Raw genomic sequence first — 20,682 nt, forward strand, 5'->3', positions numbered from 1 at the left:
TCCTCACTGCTTCTTTGCGTGGATCGACTTCACGCGAGCCGTCTTGCCGTGGGCGCCCCGCTTCGCGGGAGGGCCGCTGGTCTTGAACATCGCCAGCATGCGGTCGGTAACGGCATAACCTCCTGCGGCATTGCCTGCGCCGAGCAGCACGGCGAAGAAGCCGATCACCTGCTCCTGCACCGTCGATGCGTTCAGAAGCGCGTAGATTCCGCCCACCACCACGATACCGTGCACGAAGTTCGAACCCGACATCAAGGGCGTATGAAGGATCGCCGGCACGTGTCCGATGATGACCCATCCCGCGAAAGCGGCGAGCATGAAGATGTAAAGGGCAACGAAGCCGGAGATGCTGATCTGGAAGTCCATGCGTGTGTCCTCTGTCGGCTCGTGATATCTAACTGGATGTGGCCGGTGTCGCTTTCTCAGGCGGCACGGCGGGCGTGTCCGATCTTGCTGCTTTGTCGCCTTTGTCACTCTTGGCAGCTTTGTTCTCACCCGCATGCGTGAGAACCGTGTTGGCGAGTATTTCGTCGCTCCAGTCGATCTCGATCACGTTGTCTTTCATGATCAATGCGAGCAGGTTGTACTGATTCTTCGCATACAGTTCGCTCGCGTCCTCGCCAAGCATTGAAGGTACGTTCAACGGAGCAACGATCGTCACGCCACCCAGTTTTACCGTCTCACCGGGGCGCGTGTCCTCGCAATTACCGCCTCCCTCGGCTGACAAATCCACAATGACGGCGCCGGCCTTCATGCCCGCAACCTGCGCGTGGCTGATCAGCTTGGGCGATGCCTTGCCTGGGATAGCGGCCGTCGTGATGATCAGGTCGGCTGCCTGAATATGCTGTGTGAGTACTGCCGCAACCTTGGTCTTTTCCTCTGCGCTTAGCTCGCGGGCATAACCGCCTTTGCCACGCGCATCGACGCCGGTCTTCACGAAGGTCGCACCTAATGACAACGCCTGCTCCTCCGTTTCGGGACGCACGTCGTAGCCTTCTACAATCGCGCCAAGCCGGTGAGCCGTGGCGATAGCTTCAAGTCCCGCGACCCCCATTCCCATCACGAGTACATGGGCCGGCCCGAGGGAGCCCGCCGCACTCGTGATCTTCGGCAGCACGCGCGCCAGATGCGTCGAGCCAAGCTGTACGGCGTAATATCCGGCGAGCGCCGCCTGGCTTGAAAGCGCGTCCATTGCTTGCGCGCGGGTAATGCGCGGCACCCGCTCCATCGCGAAGCAGGTAATCTTTTTCTCGATCAAACGCTTCACCAGTGCGGGCTCGTTGTGCTCATAAATGAAGGAAACCAGGATCGAACCCTCCTTCATCGCATTGATTACATCGAGCGCGGGTGGTTGAACGGCAAGTACGACATCTGCATTCCTAACCAATTCGCTTCGATCCGCCATGAAGACCACGTTCTCGAAGGCCGCGTCGTTCAGGTCGATGGCCACCCCTGCGCCGGTTTGCATGTGCAGTTTCGCACCCAGCTTGATGAGTTTAGGAATGACAGCGGGCACGAGCGCCACCCGGCGCTCGTGTGCCTGTGTTTCCTTTAGCACGGCAACGTTGATATACATGTCGGAGTTTCCGTGGCGAGTCGTGACAGTCAGGTCGGAGCGTTCAGGTTAGCGGTGCGAACCAGCTTCTTATTGACGAACTCCTGAATGCCCATGTTGCCAAGCTCCCGCCCGTAGCCGGAATACTTGATGCCTCCGAACGGCAGTTCGGCGTCGGACCAGTCGATGTTATTGATGAACATCATCCCGGTGTCGATCTGGCTGGCCACGCGCTTGCCACGCGCCTCGTCCCTGGTGAAAACGGAGCCGCCCAGTCCGAAGTCCGAGTCATTCGCGAGAGCAATCGCGGCGGCCTCGTCCTTGACGCGGAAGAACGAGACGACCGGGCCGAAGAACTCGTCACGGAACGCCGGGTTGTCGGGCTTGATGTCCGTGAGGATCGTCGTTTCCATGAACGAGCCAGGCCGGTCGATGCGCTTGCCACCCATGAGCAGTTTGGCGCCCTTGGCCACTGCGTCGTCGACCTGCTTGAGCAGTTGTACCAGCGCCGCCTCGGTGGACAAGGGACCATGCGTGGTCTTCTCGTCCATCGGGTCGCCAGGCGTAAGCGCCGACAGAGCGAGCTTGAACTTCTCCAGAAACTTGTCGGCGATGGAATCGAGAACGATGAATCGCTTCGCGGCGCAGCAGGTCTGGCCGGCGTTGTACATCCGCCCCCATACAGCCCATGGAATGGTCTTTTCGAGGTCCGCGTCGTCGAGCACGATAAACGCGTCGCTGCCGCCGAGTTCCATCGACGTCTTCTTGAGGTTCTGCCCGGCCCGGGCCGCAATACTCTTGCCGGCCGCGACGCTGCCCGTCAACGCCACGCCCTTGATTCGCGGGTCGTCGATAATTTGCTCTGACTGTTCATGCGAGATCAGCAGGTTGGTGTAAGCGCCCTTCGGTGCGCCTGCGTCAATCCAGAGCTTTTCGAATGCAATAGCGCATTGCGGTACGCAGCCCGCGTGCTTGACCACCAGCGTGTTGCCCGCCATCAATTGCGGTCCGGCGACGCGCGCAAGCTGATAGAACGGAAAGTTCCACGGCTCCACGCAGAAGAGCACGCCGAACGGGCTGCTTTCCATGTGGGCTGCGCCTACTTTAGGATGGAGCTTGGTTGGCGCCAGGAATTTTTCAGCGTGCTCGGCGTAGTAAGTCAGGATGTCGGCGCTGAACTTCACTTCGCCACGCGCTTCGTCAATCCGCTTGCCCATCTCCAGCGTCGCCAGCTTCGCGAAATCATCAACGTGGGCGCGCATCAGTGAGGCGGCCTTCCCTACGATCGCAGCACGCTCCGCGTATGTGGTGTGCTTCCAGGTCTGGAAGCAGGACTCGGCGGCGGCGAGCGACTTTTCCAGCTGTGAGTTGTTCAGTTGATCGAAGCTCTTAAGGATTTCGCCGGTGCCAGGGTTGACGCTTTGGTAGGCCATTGTCTTGCCCTCTTCAGGTAGAAGTTTTCCGGAGGTCAGGGAGACGACCTCAAGTGTGTTGAATCAACTTTTATAACTGCATTAGTTATACTGACTAGTAACTTTGGAGACGTTAAATTTCAGCCTAGTTAAGCCACGCATACTGAAGCCGCGCATGCGCATTGCGTGCCCGCAGAACCCGCTTCAACAAAACGGTATCTGACGTTGACCTTTGAGTTGATGCCCCATCATAGACTGTGTCCACACTAAAACCAGCCTCGGAAACTACTCAGTGCTTATCCGGCTTACCGGCGATGCGCCATGACACAAATCGGACACGACACCACTTAAGCCGCAGACCCTGTTTAAAAGAGCATCCACCTGTGCAAGCCCCGCTTTGAGGGAAGGAGTCCCCTGATATTCCGTCCGGTTCGGCGAAATTGGATAATAAAAAGTCTCGTCTATTCTCCTTGGCATCGGGCGAATGAGTCGTTAGCAACGGGACGAAAATTTCCGAACTATCCCAGGCCCGGGAGCACCTTGACTTGGATCAAGCGTCCAAGCATTTCCTCACGAATTTATTCGGCAGTAGACCGAGGCATTATGATTTTCGTCACAACTCGGATTCGGCAAACTAAGTAGTTTCCGATCCCACCCAGCCAAGGTTTTGCGAATTACATTGATCAGTTAGGACCGAGATGGCTTCGCTATTTCATCGCCGGAGGTGCTGTCCCGTAAAGCCAAGAGTATGGTCATGGCGCTGCCAAAAAATAAGACTGACTATGCGGAGCAGGAGATTCCCGCGTTCTCCTAAAGCGAAGTCGTACCCTGGATGGTCCGCGAGCTTACTTTTGTGAAGAACACGGACGGTTCGATCATCGTGTACTTCACTCCAACGACACCAACAGGACATAATGCAAACTGACTGTACACTGCGGCGAGCAAGAAATGGTTCGGGATTGTCCGGCTCTACGACTCGAACAAACCACGCTTCAACGAGACATGACGGTTTATCGGCATTGAGCCAGTTTGGGCATTGAGCATGCGGGAAAAGTATGGCGGCCCCTCGATGGTTGTATGCCAGCGGCAAATCGACTACGGGGTTTGTAAGGTCGAGATGTTCGTCGAGGGTCGACTCACTGAGTATCCGGGGGAGCGCCCGTGCTCACAAACGCACGATGAGGATATATCAAATGGAACCGAAGTCTTCTAACCCGGATAAGCCGCCGCGCCGAAAATTATTGCTCAGCAAAGTACACATCGCTCTCGCTGCCATTGGTACGTTATCCTCGGTAGTCGGCATCGGAGTCGCGATAGATGGCGGGCTTGAATTCAACAGAACGAAGGTCTTTGTCGGTGTTGGAATCATAGTCGTTTCGACGATTCTCTATATTTCCATGCTCTTCGTCCCGGACGTTGAATAGGACGAAGACGCTATCAGCGCTTTCGCAGTTGTGACGCTCATGGCATAGTGCGGCCACGTCCATTAACGGAGGCCAACATGCCAACGCTCGAACAACTTCATGAAAAGATGAAAAAACTGCAGGCGCAAGCCGATGCATTGATTGCAAAAAAGGCGCAAGCAGCGGTCGACCAAATCCGAAAAATTATGCTGACTCACGGCTTGACTACGGCGGACATCGAGGCGAAAGCAAAGGCAAGACGAGAAACGAAAGCAGCCAACGGCATTGCTTCGAACGTCCAGGCGAAGGTTACCGGCACTCTAAAGAACGGGGCTCTACCGAAATATCGTCACGCCAAAACAGGCGCGACGTGGACTGGCCATGGCCGCGCTCCGGCCTGGATTGCTAACGTCAAGGACCGCACCAGGTTTTTGATTACAAGTGATACCGATGCTGCTCGTGCAACGAGCGTCGGTGCTGCGGGTAAAGCGAAGACAGCACCCGGGAAAGCAGCGGATGTTGCCGGCGCTCGTGCTCATAAGGGACAGCGCAAAGGTCCGCAACCCGCGAAATATCTTGATCCCAAGACCGGCGCGACATGGAGTGGGCGTGGTCCGGCGCCGGCGTGGCTTGCGGCTGCAAAGGACCGGACGAAGTTTTTGATTGCCGACGCCGTCGCGACGAAGACGAGTACTGCAAACAAAGCGGGTAGACCGAAGTCCCCGCCAAAAAGGAAGTGACAGAGAAGGCCGCGACGGTCGCTGAGTCGACGACCTGAGCACTGCCGTCAGTTTCCCGGTGGGGCAGCGAAGCGCCCGGCCCACCGGGAACCGAGTGACGCGATGTTTTATTGAGCTTGTGGCATTTAATGCTCAACAGGCTATTCGCTCGTGTGCTTCGTCGCTAAGTGCCTTCCCACTGCGTAGCCTCCAACCGCCGTAACGACCATATGTATTCGGCATAGTGGCCTGCTCCTGCAGTCTGGACACACGTCGCAATTTTTGGGTCTCGGCGGGTGCATGGGCTACGCAATTCTGAACGCGACGCTCCGCTAAAGCCATTCGCAAAATATGTCGCTAACTGCTAACTGCCATTGTCAAGTTGCGGGATCGGTGGCGTAAATTGACACACTGACGAAATCGCTCTATGACGGTCACCATTTTCCAGCAGTGGTCGTCAGTTGGGCTGTGCGTTGGCACTTCCGCTTTCAGTTAAGCTTGCGCGACATCAAGGCCAACGCGTGAACAACTGCGTTCGCCACCTTACGTTTCGCGCCACCGCGGCGTGCGTTTCTGAATGAACGCCTCCGTTCCCTCGAGCGCTGCGTCGTCCAACATGTTGCGCGCCATCGTGTCTCCGGCCAGTTGGTACGCCGTATCGATGCCTGCCTCCAGTTGCCGGTAGAAAAGACTTTTGCCAGCGGCGATCGCTACACGCGGCTTCTCGCTGATACTTACCACGAGTGCATGAACTGCATCGTCCAGCCGCTCGGGCGTGGCGACTCGATTCACAAGTCCGCGCTCACACGCGGTTTGTGCATCGATATAGTCGCCGGTCACAAGCATTTCGAATGCGGCCTTGCGAGACAGATTGCGCGACAGCGCCACACTCGGCGTCGAGCAGAACAATCCCAGATTGACCCCCGACACGGCGAAGCGAGCCGTGCTTGCGGCTACCGCCAGATCGCACATTGCGACCAGTTGGCAGCCCGCCGCGGTCGCGACTCCGTGCACGCGTGCGATCAGGGGCTGTGGCATGCGCTGGATGGTCAGCATCATCTGCGAGCATCGAGCAAACAGAGCCTGGTAATACTCGAACGACGGTTTGGCGCGCATCTCTTTCAGATCGTGGCCCGCGCAAAACGCACGGCCCGCGCCCGCAAGCACGACGACGCGCGCATCTGATGCAGCCACTTCATCCAGACTTCTCTGCAGCGCGTCGATCAATGCTTCGGATAACGCATTAAATGATTCGGGACGGTTCAGCGTTATCCGCGCTGCGCCGGGCACTCCGTAGATATCCTGATCGATGACCACCTGCGGGTCTGGATTGGCGCTTTCGTTCATGTTCGCCTCCGTCATACGTCGATTGCCGCAACCGATCCGGCGCGCTTACGCAGCTCGAACTTCTGTATCTTGCCGGTCGATGTCTTCGGCAATTCGCAGAACTCCACCGCGCGCGGCACCTTGAAACTGGCAAGATAGGCCCTGCAATGCGCGACCAATTCAGCGGCGCTTGCCGTTGCCCCCGCCTTTAACTCGACGAAAGCGCAAGGCGTCTCGCCCCAACGAAGGTCCGGCTTCGCAACCACGGCGACCGCAAGTACTGCTGGATGGCGATACAGCACATCTTCAATTTCGATGCTTGAAATATTCTCGCCGCCCGAAATGATGATGTCCTTGCTGCGATCCTTGATCCAGACATAGCCGTCCGGATCAAGGATCGCCAAGTCTCCGGTATGAAACCAGCCGCCGCCAAGCGCTTCCTGCGTGGCGGCCGGGTTCTTCAGGTAGCCCTTCATCATGATGTTGCCGCGAAACATGATCTCGCCGATTGTCTCTCCATCCGCCGGCACCTCCTGCATCGTCAGAGGATCGCGTACCGTCACGGCATCCTGCAAGTGATAGCGCACGCCCTGCCGCGCATTCAGGCGCGCGCGTTCACTTATGTCGAGCGTGCTCCATTGAGCTTGCTGCGCACAGACCGTCGCCGGGCCATAAACCTCCGTCAAGCCGTACACATGCGTCAGCTCGAAGCCGAGCCGCTCCATTCCTTCGATCATTGCCGCAGGCGGCGCCGCACCGGCGACCATGGCGTGAACACGGTGCGTTATCCCGGTTTTCATCTCGTCGGGAGCATTGACCAGCAGGTTCTGCACGATCGGCGCGCCGCAATAGTGCGTCACTCGCTCACGGCGAATCAGATCGAAGATCGTTTTCGCATCGACCTTGCGCAAGCATACGTTGACGCCCGCCCGAGCGGCCACGGTCCAGGGAAAGCACCAGCCGTTGCAATGAAACATCGGCAATGTCCACAGGTACACCGCGTGCTTTGGCATATCCCATTCCAGTATGTTGCTGACCGCGTTGGTGTACGCCCCGCGATGGTGATAGACCACGCCCTTAGGATGTCCTGTTGTCCCCGACGTGTAGTTCAGGCAGATCGCGTTCCACTCATCGGATGGAGGTGCCCACTCGAATGCAGGATCGCCGCTTGCCAGCAGCGCTTCATAATCGAGTTCACCGATACGCTCGCCAGGTCCGGCATATTCGGAATCGTCGACATCGATGACGAGAATCGGCCGGTCTGCATTCGCGATCGCCTCGCGCATCACGGCGGAGAATTCGCGGTCGACCAGCACCACTTTCGCTTCGCCATGATTCAGCATGAACGCGAGCGTGTTTGCATCAAGTCGGGTGTTGAGCGTATTGAGGACTGCGCCGATCATCGGGACACCGAAATGAGCTTCTATCATTTCGGGAATATTCGGCAGCATCGCGGCGACCGTATCGCCAACGCCGATGCCTCTGGCACTCAGCGCGGAGGCTAAACGCCGCGTGCGCGCATAGGTCTGCGCCCAGTCACGTCGCACCGCACCGTGTGAAATGGCGGGCATGGTTGGATACACCAACGCCGCACGTTCGATGAAGGTCAAAGGTGTCAGCGCCGCGAAGTTGGCAGCGGTCTTGTTCAATCCCTCTTCGTACATGTTATTGCTCATCGCATCTCCCTTATCCCGTTCGGCCTTCGGTTTTTCGCAGGACTGTTCGGATGGCGAAGTTCGCCCGCCCCTTGGCACTCGATATTACGCGCGATAGATCGTAGTAGCGGTGATTACGCTTCTGATTGCCGAAACCGCCGCATTTCGCGAGACGCGCGAGCTTGCACCCGGAACCTCGAACCCTCGAATCCTCAAGACGCCGGGTGCTGCTCAAGACGTGTGATTTCGTCTGCAAGCCGTTGCGCCTCAATTCCGATGTCGCGCAACATACCGGTCGGCGAAACGATAAACCCACAGTAATGCAGCCCGGATTTTTCCTCCCCGCCGTTCGGCGGCTGCAACGGCTTTCCCTCGAGGATATCGCTCTGTGGCCTCAGAAAGCCCTCGCCCTGTGGGCGAAATCCCGTCGCGGCAACGATTGCATCAAAGCTCCGCGAACGCCCGTCCTCAAATGTCACTTCAGTCTCGCCTATCTCGCGAATGTCTCCGAGTACCTCGATGTGACCCTCGCGGACCAGTTTGATTGTGCCGACGTCGATGAGCGGGATTCGTGTCCTCGCCTTGATTTGCGTAAAGGGACCCATTGGGGGTTTGCGGAAACCCAGCTTGGTGATGTCTCCGATGGTAAGCCGCACCAGTGGTGCGGCCAGCGCGTCAGCGAACCGGGCAGGAAGGCGGTTCAACGCAATAGAGATAGCGAGCACGGGGACACCGAGGACCTCGCGAGGGACAATGTTCACCGGCCCGCGCACCGCCATTGCCACTCGCGCGCCGTGTTCGTGGAGATCGATCGCAATCTCTCCACCACTATTGCCCAAGCCGACGACCAGAACGCTCTGGCCGCGGAATGACTCGCCGCTGCGGTACTCGCTGCTGTGCAATATGCGGCCGCCGAAGCGCTCCTGGCCGCGCCACCGCGGCAGGTAGGGAACGGCGTTGTAGCCGGTGGCTACGACCACCTGGCGCGCATAATAGACGCTGGCTGTCGTGGTCACAATCCATCCGGGGTTGCGTGGCCGTACCGTCCTGACTTCCTCGTTGAAGTGCGGTACCAGCTTGAAATGCCGCGCATACAGTTCGAGATACTCAATCACCTGTTCGCGCGACGGATAACGTGGCGTTCCAGCGGGAAACGAAAGATAAGGCAGCGCCGAACGATCCCGGTCCGAGTGAAGGTGCAGCCGGTCGTAGTGACGGCGCCAGCTCGAACCGACCTCGGACGCCCGGTCCACAATGATGCAGGATGCACCCCGCTTCTTCAGGCACGCAGCAACCGCGAGGCCCGCAGGCCCAGCACCTATCACGAGCGTATCTATTTGCTGTTCCATCTGCGCCCCCACGAGGACTGGTTATCGCAACGCGTTGAATTCGACTCACAAAACCAGGCGTATCAGCGAGCAGGCGCTAATGAGCTGCACGAGCCGGGGCACGTTGCTGTCAAGTACCCGCGCATGACCCGCCCTTGCGACGTTGCAGCCGCGCCAAGCACCAAGGCTAAAGTTAGGGCCAAATCCAAACCCGGAAAAGGAAATCCATTCCGCAATCAGGGTCGGTCTTTACGGCAACATTATTCAATTACACCGCGTCACAATCAGCCCATCAAATAAGCGCTTATCGTACAATTCGCGGCCACCAGATCGTTTATCAAACTCCGGAATCGCAATGATTAACCTGAGATTGCAATCTCGGGCCGGGGAAGCCCTGTCCGTTGTATGCGCGGTGCTGTTATTCGTGGGGATGTTCGACCATCTGACAGCCATTAAATACATTGGGATCGGCGTCCTCACAGCCATTGTCTTGTGGCTTGCCATTAAGTCTTTGCTAACAAATTCCCGCGAGGGAGCATTCCCTGCATCTTCCTTGCTAATAGCGCTTGGCGTCTGGTCGCTTTGGACCTTGATGTCCGCAACATGGTCAGTCGACGCAGGCGCGACCTTGCATGCATGGCTTGACGAAGTGGCTTATCCGCTAGCGGCGTTCTACGCCTTCTGGCTCGTTGGACAATCACCGCTCAAGCAGCAGCGCCGATTACAAAACGTGGCGTGGACCACATGCCTGATTCTGGCGGTGATGAGCGTCGTCTACTTCCACTATCTTGACCCGGGCGCACCCAAGCCGGGGCTGATGCATTTCTACGCGCGGGTCGGGCATTCCAGCACGCTGGCGCTAATGGCCATTCCCCTCTTTGCGACAATGGCCGCCAAGACCGAAACGAAAATACGCGGCCTGACGGGCGTGCTATTTTGCGTGGTGATTGGCGGCGCTACGTTGAACCGCTTCTTCTGGATTGCGCTGGCGGTGGTTGCCGTGGTGTTGTTATGGCCCCGTTCGTCACGCGAGCGTGTGCGGGCGTGGACCGCGCTGGGCGCGTTGCTTGTAGTGACGCTGGTAGCTGTAGGGTTCAGCAACAAGCTCCGGCTAATGGGGCCGGCCGTCAGCAGCGTGGCCGCTCCCGCCGTGCACGTGTCCGGCGCAACGCCGGGCATGCTGCGTGTCGTTGCTCGCGCCCCTGATATGCAACTTACGACTATAGAAAGCGCACCAGAGCCCAGGCCCGCAACGTTGATCGAGCGGCTGCGTGTTGTCAGCGGCATGAACCGGGCAATGAGTTCGGATGCGCGGCCAAGAATCTGGGCGTTCTATGGAAGCCAGGTCGCGAAGCACCCCTGGATAGGCATTGGCTTTGGCAAACCCTTACCCTCGCTGGCTTACGGAAGCCTTATTCCCGACGACCTGTTCAAGCTGGACGGTAATGTGCGCACGCATGCGCACAACCTCTTTCTCAATACGCTGCTTCAGGTCGGGATTGTTGGGCTGGTGCTCCAGCTTGCAGCTTTGGGTTGCCTCGCTTATCAGTTTTTCAAGGTGCGCCTGATTTATCCTCAGTTGTATCGAGCAGGCATTGCGCTGATTCTAGGTATGCTCGCCAAGAACCTGACCGATGACTTCATGTGGCAATCGACCATGCTGATGTTCTGGTCTTATTGCGGCTGGTTGTTAGGTCAATCCACCATTCGCTCGAATACGCTTGGCGCACCAGCCAGTGGACATCGCGCGGCGCCGCATCCTGTCGACGCCAAGCCAGCAGAGCGTGAGTTGGAAACTATCGGCTGACGGTTTTAGGGAACGTTCGCGGCTTAGGGAATGCGACGTTCTCCTATGCCCCCTGAACGTATCGATCCAGTCCTTCAGCCAGGGCTGCAAACGCGACCTTACAACTAGGGTTGTCGCGCAGGTCTTCATGCATGGCAAGCCAGGTATCCAGTCGAAGCGATATCTTCTCGGGGAAAAGACGAATCAGATCGGGGTCGCGGCGAGCAAGCCCAACCTGACACATTCCAATACCAAAACCCGCCCGCAACATCGCAAGTGAAGCCAGGTCGCTGTCGGTGCGTAACGCCATCAGCTCCCGGCGCAATTCGGGTAGCTGGGTCTTCATGCTACGAATAAAGGCGGTTTCCTTGTCGAAGCCTATGAGCGCGTGGTTAGCCAGCTCGTCGATATTCGCCGGCTTGCCGCGTCGTTCCAGATAGCGCTTGTGCACATGAAGGCCAAGCTCGACATTTCCTATCCGGCGCGCAATCAACACGCCCTGACTTGGCCTCTGCATTCGCACGGCTATGTCCGCTTCGCGCTGCAACAGGTCTTCCATCCGGTTGGACGGCATCAGTTCGATGACCAGTTCAGGGTAAGCGGCGTGCAGCGCAGTGATGATAGGCGGCAGCACCTCCACGCTAATGACGTCGCTTGCAGTAATACGGAGGGTGCCGCGCACCCCCACGCCCTGACTCGACGCGGCACGCAACAGCGCCGCGCTATTCGATTCCAGCGCCTCGGCAAACGGCTTCAGCGCCAGCGCTTCCTGCGTAGGGCTAAGGCCCTGTTGCGTACGGATAAATAGCGCATAGCCCATGGCCAGTTCGAGTGCATCCACATGGCGCCCTACCGTAGGCTGCGTCAGTCCTAGCGCACGCGCCGCCCCCGAGAGCGAACCCTCGCGCAACACGCCAAGGAAAGTCCGGTAGAGGTCCCAGCCAGGTTCAGTGTCAGTCATACAAAAATGTATAGCAGCTCTATTGGTATCGATAATTTCATTTAACCGCCGCCTGCGCAAGAATAATCACCATTACTTCAGGAGGCAAAGATGACAAACACTCGTACGGCATTGGTTCTGGGGGCTACCGGCAGCATCGGTGGTGAAGTAGCGCGGCAACTCGCGGCGCGTGGCTGGAAGGTGCGCGCGTTGCATCGCGACCCCGCTTCGTTGGCCGATCGCGACGATCGATTCGAATGGATCAAGGGAGACGCGATGACTCGTCAGGACGTTATCGCAGCCGCGGACGGCGTGCAGCTTATTCTCCACGCAGTCAATCCACCGGGATATCGCAACTGGGCGCGGTTGGTGCTGCCCATGATCGACAACACCATTGCCGCGGCGCGCGCTTCGGGCGCAAGGATCGTGTTGCCCGGCACGGTTTATAACTACGGTCCGAACGCGTTCCCCGTTTTACACGAATCGTCGTCCCAAGAACCGCTCACGCATAAGGGTGCGATCCGCGTCGAGTTGGAGCGTCGCCTGCAAGCGGCAAGCTCGGAGGGTGTACGCAGCCTTATCGTCCGGGCAGGCGATTTTTTTGGTCCCGGCAGTAATGGGAATAGCTGGTTTTCAGGCGGCCTCGTCAAACCGGGCAAACCCGTTCGCGCCATGTTTTATCCGGGCAAGGCCGGTATCGGACATCAGTGGGCTTATGTACCCGACGTCGCGCAAACCATGGTGCGACTGATCGAGCAGGAACGCCAGCTACCCACCTTCGCGACCTTTCACATGCGGGGCCACTGGGACGCCGACGGCACGCAAATGACCGGTGCAATCAAACGCTCGGTCGACCAGCCCAGCGTCAAGGTACGTGCGTTCCCCTGGTGGGTGCTTCCACTCATGTCGCCCTTCTCCGAGCTATTCCGTGAGATGCGGGAGATGCGCTATTTGTGGAAGGAACCCATCCGCATGGAGAATGCCTCGCTGCTGGCTACGCTGGGTGAGGAACCGCACACGCCGTGGGACGAAGCGGTCAAGACTACGCTGACTTCGCTGCGTTGCGTCTAAGCGTCATGTTGTCCGCACGGCGTGTGGAGGGTGCGGCGTATCTTCTGGCCAAGCAATCGCGTTGAAAGAATTCAGGTCACGTTGCTTGGCGTCAACGCTTCGCCTGTATGAATCGTTTAACTGCAATCGCTGCCTGGAGGTGGTGCTTGTTATCCGGTGAAAATCTTGCCGTAAGACTCGTCACAAAACCCGCAAGACAATAAGGAGCAGGATCGTGCGTATAGGCGGTCCGCCGGTTTGGTTTGTGGCGAGGTTTATCGGCGTGGGGCCTTTATTCGGCGGTTCTGCTCGGTTCTTAGTGGACGGGGGCGGGCGGTTTTTTGGTTGGCGGGGGCTATGCTGGGGTGTTTGGTTCTGGGTTAGTGGTCGGGGTCAATTGCCGGGTTGGTGCTTTCAGTGTTAGTGGTCTGCAAGAGTCGGATTTTCTCTTTACCACTATTAGCCACTGTGCGTGGCGGCACGTCATTTCTTTGTCCAAAGCGACAAAGAAACGAAGCAAAGAAAACGCTTTAACCGCTCTACCCTAAGTGTCCACAGCGTGCAGTTTCTATTCATAGGTGCCCCAAAAGCACGGTGCTCGCCAGAGCGAAGGATGTTTGAACCCCTCCTTCTCGCGAATCCTGACACGAACACGCTTCGCCACCAGTGCTCTCGGGCAAGCACTATTGTCAAGGAATCCGTACGGTATCACGCGTTCCGGCAGTTGCGGTCTTCGCGTGTTAGCTACGTGGTCTGACGGTTATGTCCATAGGTCACGGCCTCGCGCGTATTTACTGCTTCACTTCTTGGCGGGTTGTCTGCGTGGTCCGCACAGTTATTTTCGTGGGTACGGCCTTACGCATCTTCGCGACCTCGTTTCCAGCAGGGTTGGCGACATGGTCGAGGCGCGTACACATTGAAGGGAGGTCGTCCGCGGATAGCGCGGGGTGTCCCTTGGCAGGTTCAATCACTGGTGGCGAAGCGTGTGGGTATCCGTGTTCGGAGAAGGAGGGGTTCACACATCCTTCGCTCTGGCGAGCACCGTGCTTTTGGGGCACCTATGAATAGAAACTGCACGCTGTGGACACTTAGGGTAGAGCGGTTAAAGCGCTTTCTTTGCTTCGTTTCTTTGTCGCTTTGGACAAAGAAATGACGTGCCGCCACGCACAGTGGCTAATAGTGATAAAGAGAAAATCCGACTCTCGCAGACCGCCACGGCCGAAAGCACCAACCCGGCATCAACCCCGACCGCTAACCCAGAACCGCCCCCCAACCACTAACCCAAAACCAAACACCCCAGCATATCCCCCGCCAACCAAAAAACCACCCGCCCCCGTCCACCGGCGCGAGCGAACAATTAACGGCAATATTTAAGAAAACTTTAGGGCTATTTTCGTATTAATTATATTGCTCAAAGAAGAATAACCCACCTCCCAATCCCAGCAAGGCCCACCCCTACGTACCACGTTATTTCTCTTCACCGGTCACGTATTAGTAACATTAAATCAACACTATTCGAGTCTCTTAAAGAATCGCCAATTTCGCAACACCGACCTGTTCTTAGTCAGGGCTCGATACACCAGTTTAGCCCGGGGAGTTCTCAAATGACTATCCGTCATCGCATCACGTTATTGGTCATCCTGATGTTCGTCGCTTTATCGGCGATAGGCGGTTACGCCGTCTACCAGACGCGGCGCAGCGCATCGGAGGTCAGGCAAGTCACGGAAGGCGTGGTGCCCAGCGCGCTGGCTTCCGCCGACCTGGTTTCCCAGGTCAAGGACGTGCAACTCGCCACCATGACCCTCGTGTATTCGCCCGACGGTAACGTGCTCACCCAAGCGCAAGACGCACTGAAAGCGAAGAAGGCGTCCCTGCAGCAAGCACTCGCCTTCCAGGCACGCAACGCACACAGCCACGCGCAAGTCGGGCTGGTAAGCCAAGCCAACGACAGCCTCGAGAACTATTTCTCGGCCATCACCGACACCGCAAAGATGAAAGCCGCAGGCAAGAACGAACTCGCGCAAGCGTATTTGTTCGCTAACGTGGCCCAGTATCGTGACGAACTTGAAGGGATTGTCGAGACGCTTCGTATAGAGAAGAACCGCGAGAAGGACGAGGCAATCACAGCGCTGAACCACACGCTCGCTACAACCACGACCGCCATCGCCATTGTCACAGGTATTGCTATCGTGCTCTTGAGCCTGATCGGTTCCCTGCTCTACCGCCAGATCACGCGACCGCTAAGCCGCATGCAGGCGATGATGAGCGAGATTGCTTCCAGCCAGGACTTCACGCGCCGCGTGCCGGTGGGACGAATGGACGAGATCGGCCACTCTATCGTCGCGTTCAACGGGATGATAGAGAAGATCCAGGAGAACTCGGCCTTGCTCAAACAGAAGACTGCGGACATCCAGGCCATGCTGCAAAACATGCAGCAAGGCATCCTGACGGTCGTATCCGGTGCCGTTGTCCATGCCGAATACTCGGCGCATCTTGAAGCGATCTTCGAGACCCGCGACATTGCCGGCCGCAGTCTCATGGACCTGGTGTTCTCCAATACCGATCTTGGCGCCGACGCATTCTCGCAAGTGGACGCGGCCAGCCACGCATGCCTGGGCGAAGACAGCATCAACTTCGAATTCAATCAGCACCTGCTGGTCCGCGAAACCGCAAAGCGCATGCCGGATGGTCGCGTAAAAATACTCGACCTGAGCTGGTCCGCCATCACCGACGAAACCGATACCATCGTTCGCCTCATGCTCTGCGTGCGCGATGTTACCGAGCTACGCGCACTCGCTGCCGAAACCAGCGAGCAAAAACGCAGGCTGGAAATGATCGGTGAAATCCTCGCGATCAACCAGGAAAAGTTCCACCACTTCATCGAGAGTTCAACCCGCTTTATCAGCGAGAACGAACGGATCATTCGCGAGCATCGCCAAGCGAACGGTGCCGCCATTGCCGAGCTGTTCCGCAACATGCACACGATCAAGGGCAACGCGCGCACCTACAGCCTCCAGTACCTGACCGACATCGTGCACGAGACCGAGCAAAGCTACGACGACCTGCGCAAGCCCGACCCGCAACGGACCTGGGATCAGGAAGGCCTGGTGCAGGAACTCGCTCGCGTGCGTGAAGTGGTCGAGAGCTACGCCGAGATCAACGAGGTCAGCCTGGGACGCAAAGGACCGGGCCAAGGCGGAAACGCGGAACGGTACCTGACGATCGATATCGAGCATATTCAGGAAAGCCTGCGTCAACTGGAAGCCATGAACGTAGGGAACCCCGGCGACCTCATCGAGATGCGCGACGCGGTGCATCAGACCTTGCGCCTGCTCGGAACCGAAAGCATCACCCAGGTCCTCTCCGGCGTGCTCGACTCGCTCCCCTCGCTGGCAAGGGAACTCGGCAAGGACGCGCCTCTAGTACGCATTCGTGACAACAACACCCGCCTGCGCAGTCACGCCAGCGGTGCGTTGAAAAACGTGTTCATGCACCTGCTGCGAAATTCGATGGACCACGGCATCGAGACACCCGAGGTGCGTGCGGCCCAAGGAAAGACGTCGGGCGGCACCATTGATATCAACGTGGCCCTCGAAGAGGATGCGGTTCGCATTACGCTGAAAGACGACGGCCGCGGCCTCGCTTTAGGGCGGATTCGCAATATTGCAGTTGAGCGGGGTTGGATCGGCACGGACGAAAAGACCAGTGACGAGGAGATCGCCGATCTCATCTTCCGCCCGGGCTTCTCGACTGCAGAGCAGGTCACGGACGTGTCGGGCCGTGGCGTGGGCATGGACGCTGTGAGCGACTTCCTCAAGCGTGAGAACGGCAGCATCAGACTGCGTTTTACCGATGATCGTCAAGGTGCGGAATTCCGGCAGTTCGAAACGGTTGTTTGTTTCCCGGACGACGTCGCCGTGGAAAGTACCGGTGCACGGCCGCAACGCGAGGCCGACGAAGTTTCAGCCTAGCACTCACCAAGTACACAAGAAGCGCCGCATTGATTGAAACCCGGAAGGATTGATTGTGATTGAACAGTATCTGTTGGCAGCATTGGCAGCGGCCGTGGCGATGGCGATGCTGGCCCTGCTTTTGCACAAGTTGCATAGCGCACAAGCGTTGGCCCGGCTTCAATCGGAAACGAACAACCGCATCAAAACACTGATGCAAACCAACGCAGAGCAAAGCGCCCTGATCGATCAGGGGCAGCAAAAGATCGAGCAACTGGAATCTTCCATCGCTCAATTGCACGATGACTTTGCCAGGCAGTTGAAGATCGCCGGCGAGGATCGCGCGGCGCTGGCAGCGGCCGTTGAAGACAAAGAGAATTTACTCGATCAGGCCAGACGGATCGCCGCCGAAGCATCGCGGCTCAAGAGCCTCGCGGCAACGTTCGAACGGTGGCACGAGCAGATGATCTCGCTGATGACGCAGAACCAGGACATGCACGCGAAGAATCACGAGCTGTCGTCCATCGTCAAGCATGTAGTCATCGTCTCGCTGAACGCGTCCATAGAGGCCGCGCGTGCAGGAAACGCCGGCCGCGGATTTGCGGTGGTCGCGGGAGAAGTGCGGGCACTCGCGGCACGCTCGGAAGAACTCTCGCGGAGCTACCGGGACAGTCTGCATCGCAATGACCTGACCACAACCGCCACGTTCCAGGACATCCAGGCGGGCGGAAAGATGATCACTGCATCGCTTAGCAGCGTTGAGGTGCTTGCAGATCAATTTCAAGCAAGGCTCCACTAGGCGTCGAAATGATCAGTAACAACGCACAAGCCAGTATTGAAGGCATCCTGCTTAAAGCCGTGCGCTCAAGACTGCCGCAACAGCCGGACGATGCGTGCGAGATCGTCCCGCTGGCCCAAGCCTATGACCGCGCGCGCTCCGAAGCTAACGTGATCATCCTGACCATCTCCTCCATTCTGTTCCGGCTTCTGCTGGTTTTTCATTTCGATGACGACGCCAACACGCGCGACTACTTCGCAAAGGAAACCGGAGACGTTTCACTTGAGGACATGCTTCTTGAAATCTGCAATCTTTGCTGCGGCGCCGTGAATCAGGACCTGCTCCCGTATTTCCAGGATCTTGGCATGTCGACACCGTATGTGCTTAGCGCCCGCTGCCTGCCCTACCTTGAAGGCTTGAGGCCGGACTATCTCTCGTCATACGCGATCACGATCAATGGTTCAGTCGAACTGGCCGCAACGGTCTGCGTGTGCGCCCATGCGCCCATCGACTTCGTGGCCGACATGACTGCCGTTGAAGAAACCAGCGGCGAGCTCGAGTTGTTCTAATTTGGCGTTAATACCATGATGACAAGCGATATGAACGAGAACAAGCCGGTCAGTAAAGTGCTGGTCCTCGATGACTCCCCTGCGCATGCCAATGCGATCAAGCGCTTCTGCGACGAACACAATCTGGTCGGCCTGAAGGTCCGCAAGAATCGCTTGCTGTCCGTACTGCGATCAAACATAGACCTGGGCGCCATCCTCTTTTCCGAAAGCTACGGCGGCTCCCTGGAAGAGAGCACCGAGATCGCGATCAAGATCAACACCGTGCGTCCCGAACTGCCGATCATCATCCGCCGCGACTCGAACCCCACGTTCGACGGTCTGCCGGACGGCCTGCGCCGGGTCTTGTGCGCCGCCTACCTGGCCGAAGACATGGCGCCGTTGCGCAAGGTCATCGACGAATATATCTTCAGCCTGGATTATCCGAACGCGCTGGTACGCGGCATATTGGAGATCACGGAGTCGATACTGAGCAGCCTGTTCAAGAACGTCAGCATTACCTGGGACACACCCTGCATCGTGCGGGACCGTATTATCTTCGGCGAAGTATTCAGCCTGATTCCGCTCGAGAGCACCTGGTGCCGCGGTTACATGATGATGCAGGCCGAAGAGCAACCTATCCTCGAGTTGCTCGACCGGCACGGGATGTGTGACGGTCCCGCTGACTTCCGCGACCTCAATAGCCTGCTGGGCGAGATCACCAACCTGATCTGGGGGTCATTCAAAAACCGCTACATGGGCGACGCCGACGCGCTCGCACGCAGTCAGGTGCAAGTACCGCTGCTGGTCAATCACAAGCAGAAGTACATCTCGTTCGGTACCGCGAACCCGCAGTTGTGTTTCATGTATCACCTGACCGACGAACTGTCGGGCCACACGGTAAAACTTCATCAACGCTTCATCTTCAACCTGAGCTGGTCGCCCGAGGACTTCAGTGAAGTCACGAAAGACATCGGCGCGGTGGTTGAAGCAGGCGAACTGGATCTGTTCTGATTTCTTAGGGAAAAATCATGTCGAAAATTCTTGTTGTCGATGACTCCAGCACGGTGCGCGACGAGGTCGCCGGTTTCTTGCGAAAGAACGGGCTGGACGTGGAGACTGCTATCGATGGAAAAGATGGCCTCTCCAAAATGAAGTCGAATCCCGGGATCAAGCTGGTGATCAGCGACGTCAACATGCCCAACATGGACGGCCTGACCATGGTCGAAAAAATCCGGGGCGAGCTCGTGAACACCACGGTCAATATCATCATGCTGACGACGGAAAGCAGCCCAGCCATGAAAGAGCGCGGCAAGGCCGCCGGCGTCAAGGGCTGGATCGTCAAGCCGTTTAAAGGCGACGCCGTGCTGGAAACCTTCAGGAAGCTGGCAAGCTAAGCGGACTTAAAACCTGGCCTTAAAACTCGGCATCGAGTTCGTCGATCTCCTCGACCTCCTGCTGTGCGTCCGCTATCCACTGCTGCATCTCGGGCAGTGCGAGAATGCGCTGCGCATACGCGACAATTTCCGGTTCGAGCTTGACGTCGTAAGTCACAAAGCGCGTGACGACCGGGGCGAACATTGCATCGGCAGCGCTAAGCGCCCCGAACAGATAAGGGCCGTCGTATTGCTTGAGACAGTCGAGCCAGATTGCCGTAATTCGCTCGATATCCGTCTGCGCGCGTGCCCAGATCGTGAAGTTCGGAAAGTGCGCTTTTATGTTCATCGGCAATGCCGAGCGCAAGGAAGCGAAGCCCGAATGCATTTCACCGCAAATAGAACGGCAGTGCGCGCGCAGGCGCCGGTCAGCAGGCAACAACCCTGCTTTCGGCCGCACTTCGTTCAAATACTCCGCAATTGCAAGCGTGTCCCAAACCTTGATGCCGTCGTGAACCAGGCAGGGAACGAGAATGGACGGCGACAGCAGCAGCAGTTCGGCTCGCGCGCCGGGGTCGTCCATGGGCATCACGAACTCGTCGAACGGCAGCCCGCTGAACTTGGTGAGCAACCAGCCTCGTAACGACCACGACGAATAGTTCTTGCTGCTGATCGTAAGCGTAGCATTCGTCATCTGAAGCTCCTCGGCGGTTCAAACGAAACACGCACGGCAGATGCGCGGCGCAGTGCACACACGCACCAAAAGACAGCATGTTCAGTGCGTGTTCAGGAATGCTGCAAGGGATGTGCCACTTTCAACCGCCCTCATGCTGACGCTTTACGTTGGCATTCAGTTGGC

The 20,682-nt window shown here is 57.7% G+C and carries 17 protein-coding genes and 1 pseudogene; 10 read left to right on the forward strand and 8 right to left on the reverse strand.

What is annotated here, in order from left to right; all coding sequences use genetic code 11:
* Positions 1-3 precede the first annotated feature (3 nt).
* The 3 genes from ACSQ36_RS33595 to ACSQ36_RS33605 are packed head-to-tail and all read right to left on the reverse strand — an operon-like array spanning position 4 to position 2,988.
* Positions 4-366: an NAD(P) transhydrogenase subunit alpha gene (locus tag ACSQ36_RS33595; RefSeq protein WP_436185387.1), complete on the reverse strand. Its 363-nt coding sequence runs from the start codon at positions 364-366 to the stop codon at positions 4-6.
* Between the two features lie 28 nt (positions 367-394).
* Complete coding sequence (locus ACSQ36_RS33600; protein WP_213764873.1) at positions 395-1,576, reverse strand: NAD(P) transhydrogenase subunit alpha; 1,182 nt, start codon at positions 1,574-1,576, stop codon at positions 395-397.
* 29 nt (positions 1,577-1,605) lie between these two features.
* Positions 1,606-2,988, reverse strand: coding sequence for an NAD-dependent succinate-semialdehyde dehydrogenase (locus ACSQ36_RS33605; RefSeq protein WP_436185388.1), 1,383 nt, complete (start codon positions 2,986-2,988; stop codon positions 1,606-1,608).
* A 1,172-nt stretch (positions 2,989-4,160) separates the two neighbouring features.
* Between ACSQ36_RS33605 and ACSQ36_RS33610 the strand changes: the two genes are divergently transcribed.
* The 3 genes and pseudogenes from ACSQ36_RS33610 to ACSQ36_RS33620 all read left to right on the forward strand — a co-directional run.
* Positions 4,161-4,391, forward strand: a complete 231-nt coding sequence (locus tag ACSQ36_RS33610) for a hypothetical protein (RefSeq protein WP_436185389.1) — start codon at positions 4,161-4,163, stop codon at positions 4,389-4,391.
* A gap of 77 nt (positions 4,392-4,468) precedes the next feature.
* Entirely contained in the window at positions 4,469-5,110 is a 642-nt protein-coding gene (locus ACSQ36_RS33615; protein ID WP_436185390.1) for an H-NS family nucleoid-associated regulatory protein, read from the forward strand.
* A 381-nt stretch (positions 5,111-5,491) separates the two neighbouring features.
* A pseudogene (locus ACSQ36_RS33620) lies at positions 5,492-5,602 on the forward strand (IS6 family transposase); the annotation flags it as partial.
* A gap of 30 nt (positions 5,603-5,632) precedes the next feature.
* Here ACSQ36_RS33620 and ACSQ36_RS33625 read toward each other — a convergent pair.
* The 3 genes from ACSQ36_RS33625 to ACSQ36_RS33635 form a co-directional block, all read right to left on the reverse strand.
* Positions 5,633-6,436 carry an enoyl-CoA hydratase gene (locus ACSQ36_RS33625; protein WP_436185391.1) on the reverse strand — a complete coding sequence of 268 codons (804 nt, stop codon included), beginning with the start codon at positions 6,434-6,436 and terminating at the stop codon, positions 5,633-5,635.
* A gap of 11 nt (positions 6,437-6,447) precedes the next feature.
* Positions 6,448-8,091, reverse strand: a complete 1,644-nt coding sequence (locus ACSQ36_RS33630; RefSeq protein WP_436185392.1) for an acyl-CoA synthetase — start codon at positions 8,089-8,091, stop codon at positions 6,448-6,450.
* 191 nt (positions 8,092-8,282) lie between these two features.
* On the reverse strand, positions 8,283-9,419 hold the full coding sequence (locus ACSQ36_RS33635) for a flavin-containing monooxygenase (protein ID WP_436185393.1): 1,137 nt from the start codon (positions 9,417-9,419) through the stop codon (positions 8,283-8,285).
* Positions 9,420-9,990: 571 nt separating this feature from the next.
* Between ACSQ36_RS33635 and ACSQ36_RS33640 the strand changes: the two genes are divergently transcribed.
* A complete protein-coding gene (locus ACSQ36_RS33640; RefSeq protein ID WP_436185394.1) occupies positions 9,991-11,205 on the forward strand; it encodes an O-antigen ligase family protein in 1,215 nt (404 codons plus the stop codon).
* Between the two features lie 43 nt (positions 11,206-11,248).
* Here the strand turns inward: ACSQ36_RS33640 and ACSQ36_RS33645 are convergent, their stop codons facing one another.
* Positions 11,249-12,145: a LysR family transcriptional regulator gene (locus ACSQ36_RS33645; protein ID WP_436185395.1), complete on the reverse strand. Its 897-nt coding sequence runs from the start codon at positions 12,143-12,145 to the stop codon at positions 11,249-11,251.
* A gap of 90 nt (positions 12,146-12,235) precedes the next feature.
* Here ACSQ36_RS33645 and ACSQ36_RS33650 point away from each other — a divergent pair, with 90 nt between their 5' ends.
* From ACSQ36_RS33650 to ACSQ36_RS33675, 6 genes are all read left to right on the forward strand, one after another.
* Positions 12,236-13,195: an SDR family oxidoreductase gene (locus ACSQ36_RS33650; protein WP_436185396.1), complete on the forward strand. Its 960-nt coding sequence runs from the start codon at positions 12,236-12,238 to the stop codon at positions 13,193-13,195.
* 1,583 nt (positions 13,196-14,778) lie between these two features.
* Complete coding sequence (locus ACSQ36_RS33655) at positions 14,779-17,145, forward strand: ATP-binding protein (protein WP_436185397.1); 2,367 nt, start codon at positions 14,779-14,781, stop codon at positions 17,143-17,145.
* Between the two features lie 55 nt (positions 17,146-17,200).
* Positions 17,201-17,923 (forward strand): methyl-accepting chemotaxis protein, encoded by a 723-nt coding sequence (locus tag ACSQ36_RS33660; RefSeq protein WP_436185398.1) that lies wholly within the window; start codon positions 17,201-17,203, stop codon positions 17,921-17,923.
* A gap of 8 nt (positions 17,924-17,931) precedes the next feature.
* Positions 17,932-18,471: a hypothetical protein gene (locus ACSQ36_RS33665; RefSeq protein ID WP_436185399.1), complete on the forward strand. Its 540-nt coding sequence runs from the start codon at positions 17,932-17,934 to the stop codon at positions 18,469-18,471.
* Between the two features lie 30 nt (positions 18,472-18,501).
* Entirely contained in the window at positions 18,502-19,461 is a 960-nt protein-coding gene (locus ACSQ36_RS33670; protein WP_213764983.1) for a chemotaxis protein CheX, read from the forward strand.
* Between the two features lie 17 nt (positions 19,462-19,478).
* Positions 19,479-19,844 (forward strand): response regulator, encoded by a 366-nt coding sequence (locus ACSQ36_RS33675; RefSeq protein WP_213764860.1) that lies wholly within the window; start codon positions 19,479-19,481, stop codon positions 19,842-19,844.
* A 19-nt stretch (positions 19,845-19,863) separates the two neighbouring features.
* On the opposite strand, the gene ACSQ36_RS33680 is transcribed toward ACSQ36_RS33675, so the two are convergent.
* Positions 19,864-20,517 (reverse strand): glutathione S-transferase family protein, encoded by a 654-nt coding sequence (locus ACSQ36_RS33680; RefSeq protein WP_436185400.1) that lies wholly within the window; start codon positions 20,515-20,517, stop codon positions 19,864-19,866.
* Positions 20,518-20,682 lie beyond the last annotated feature (165 nt).

The organism is Caballeronia sp. LjRoot34 (genome assembly GCF_964253815.1).
Classification (GTDB): Bacteria; Pseudomonadota; Gammaproteobacteria; order Burkholderiales; family Burkholderiaceae; genus Caballeronia.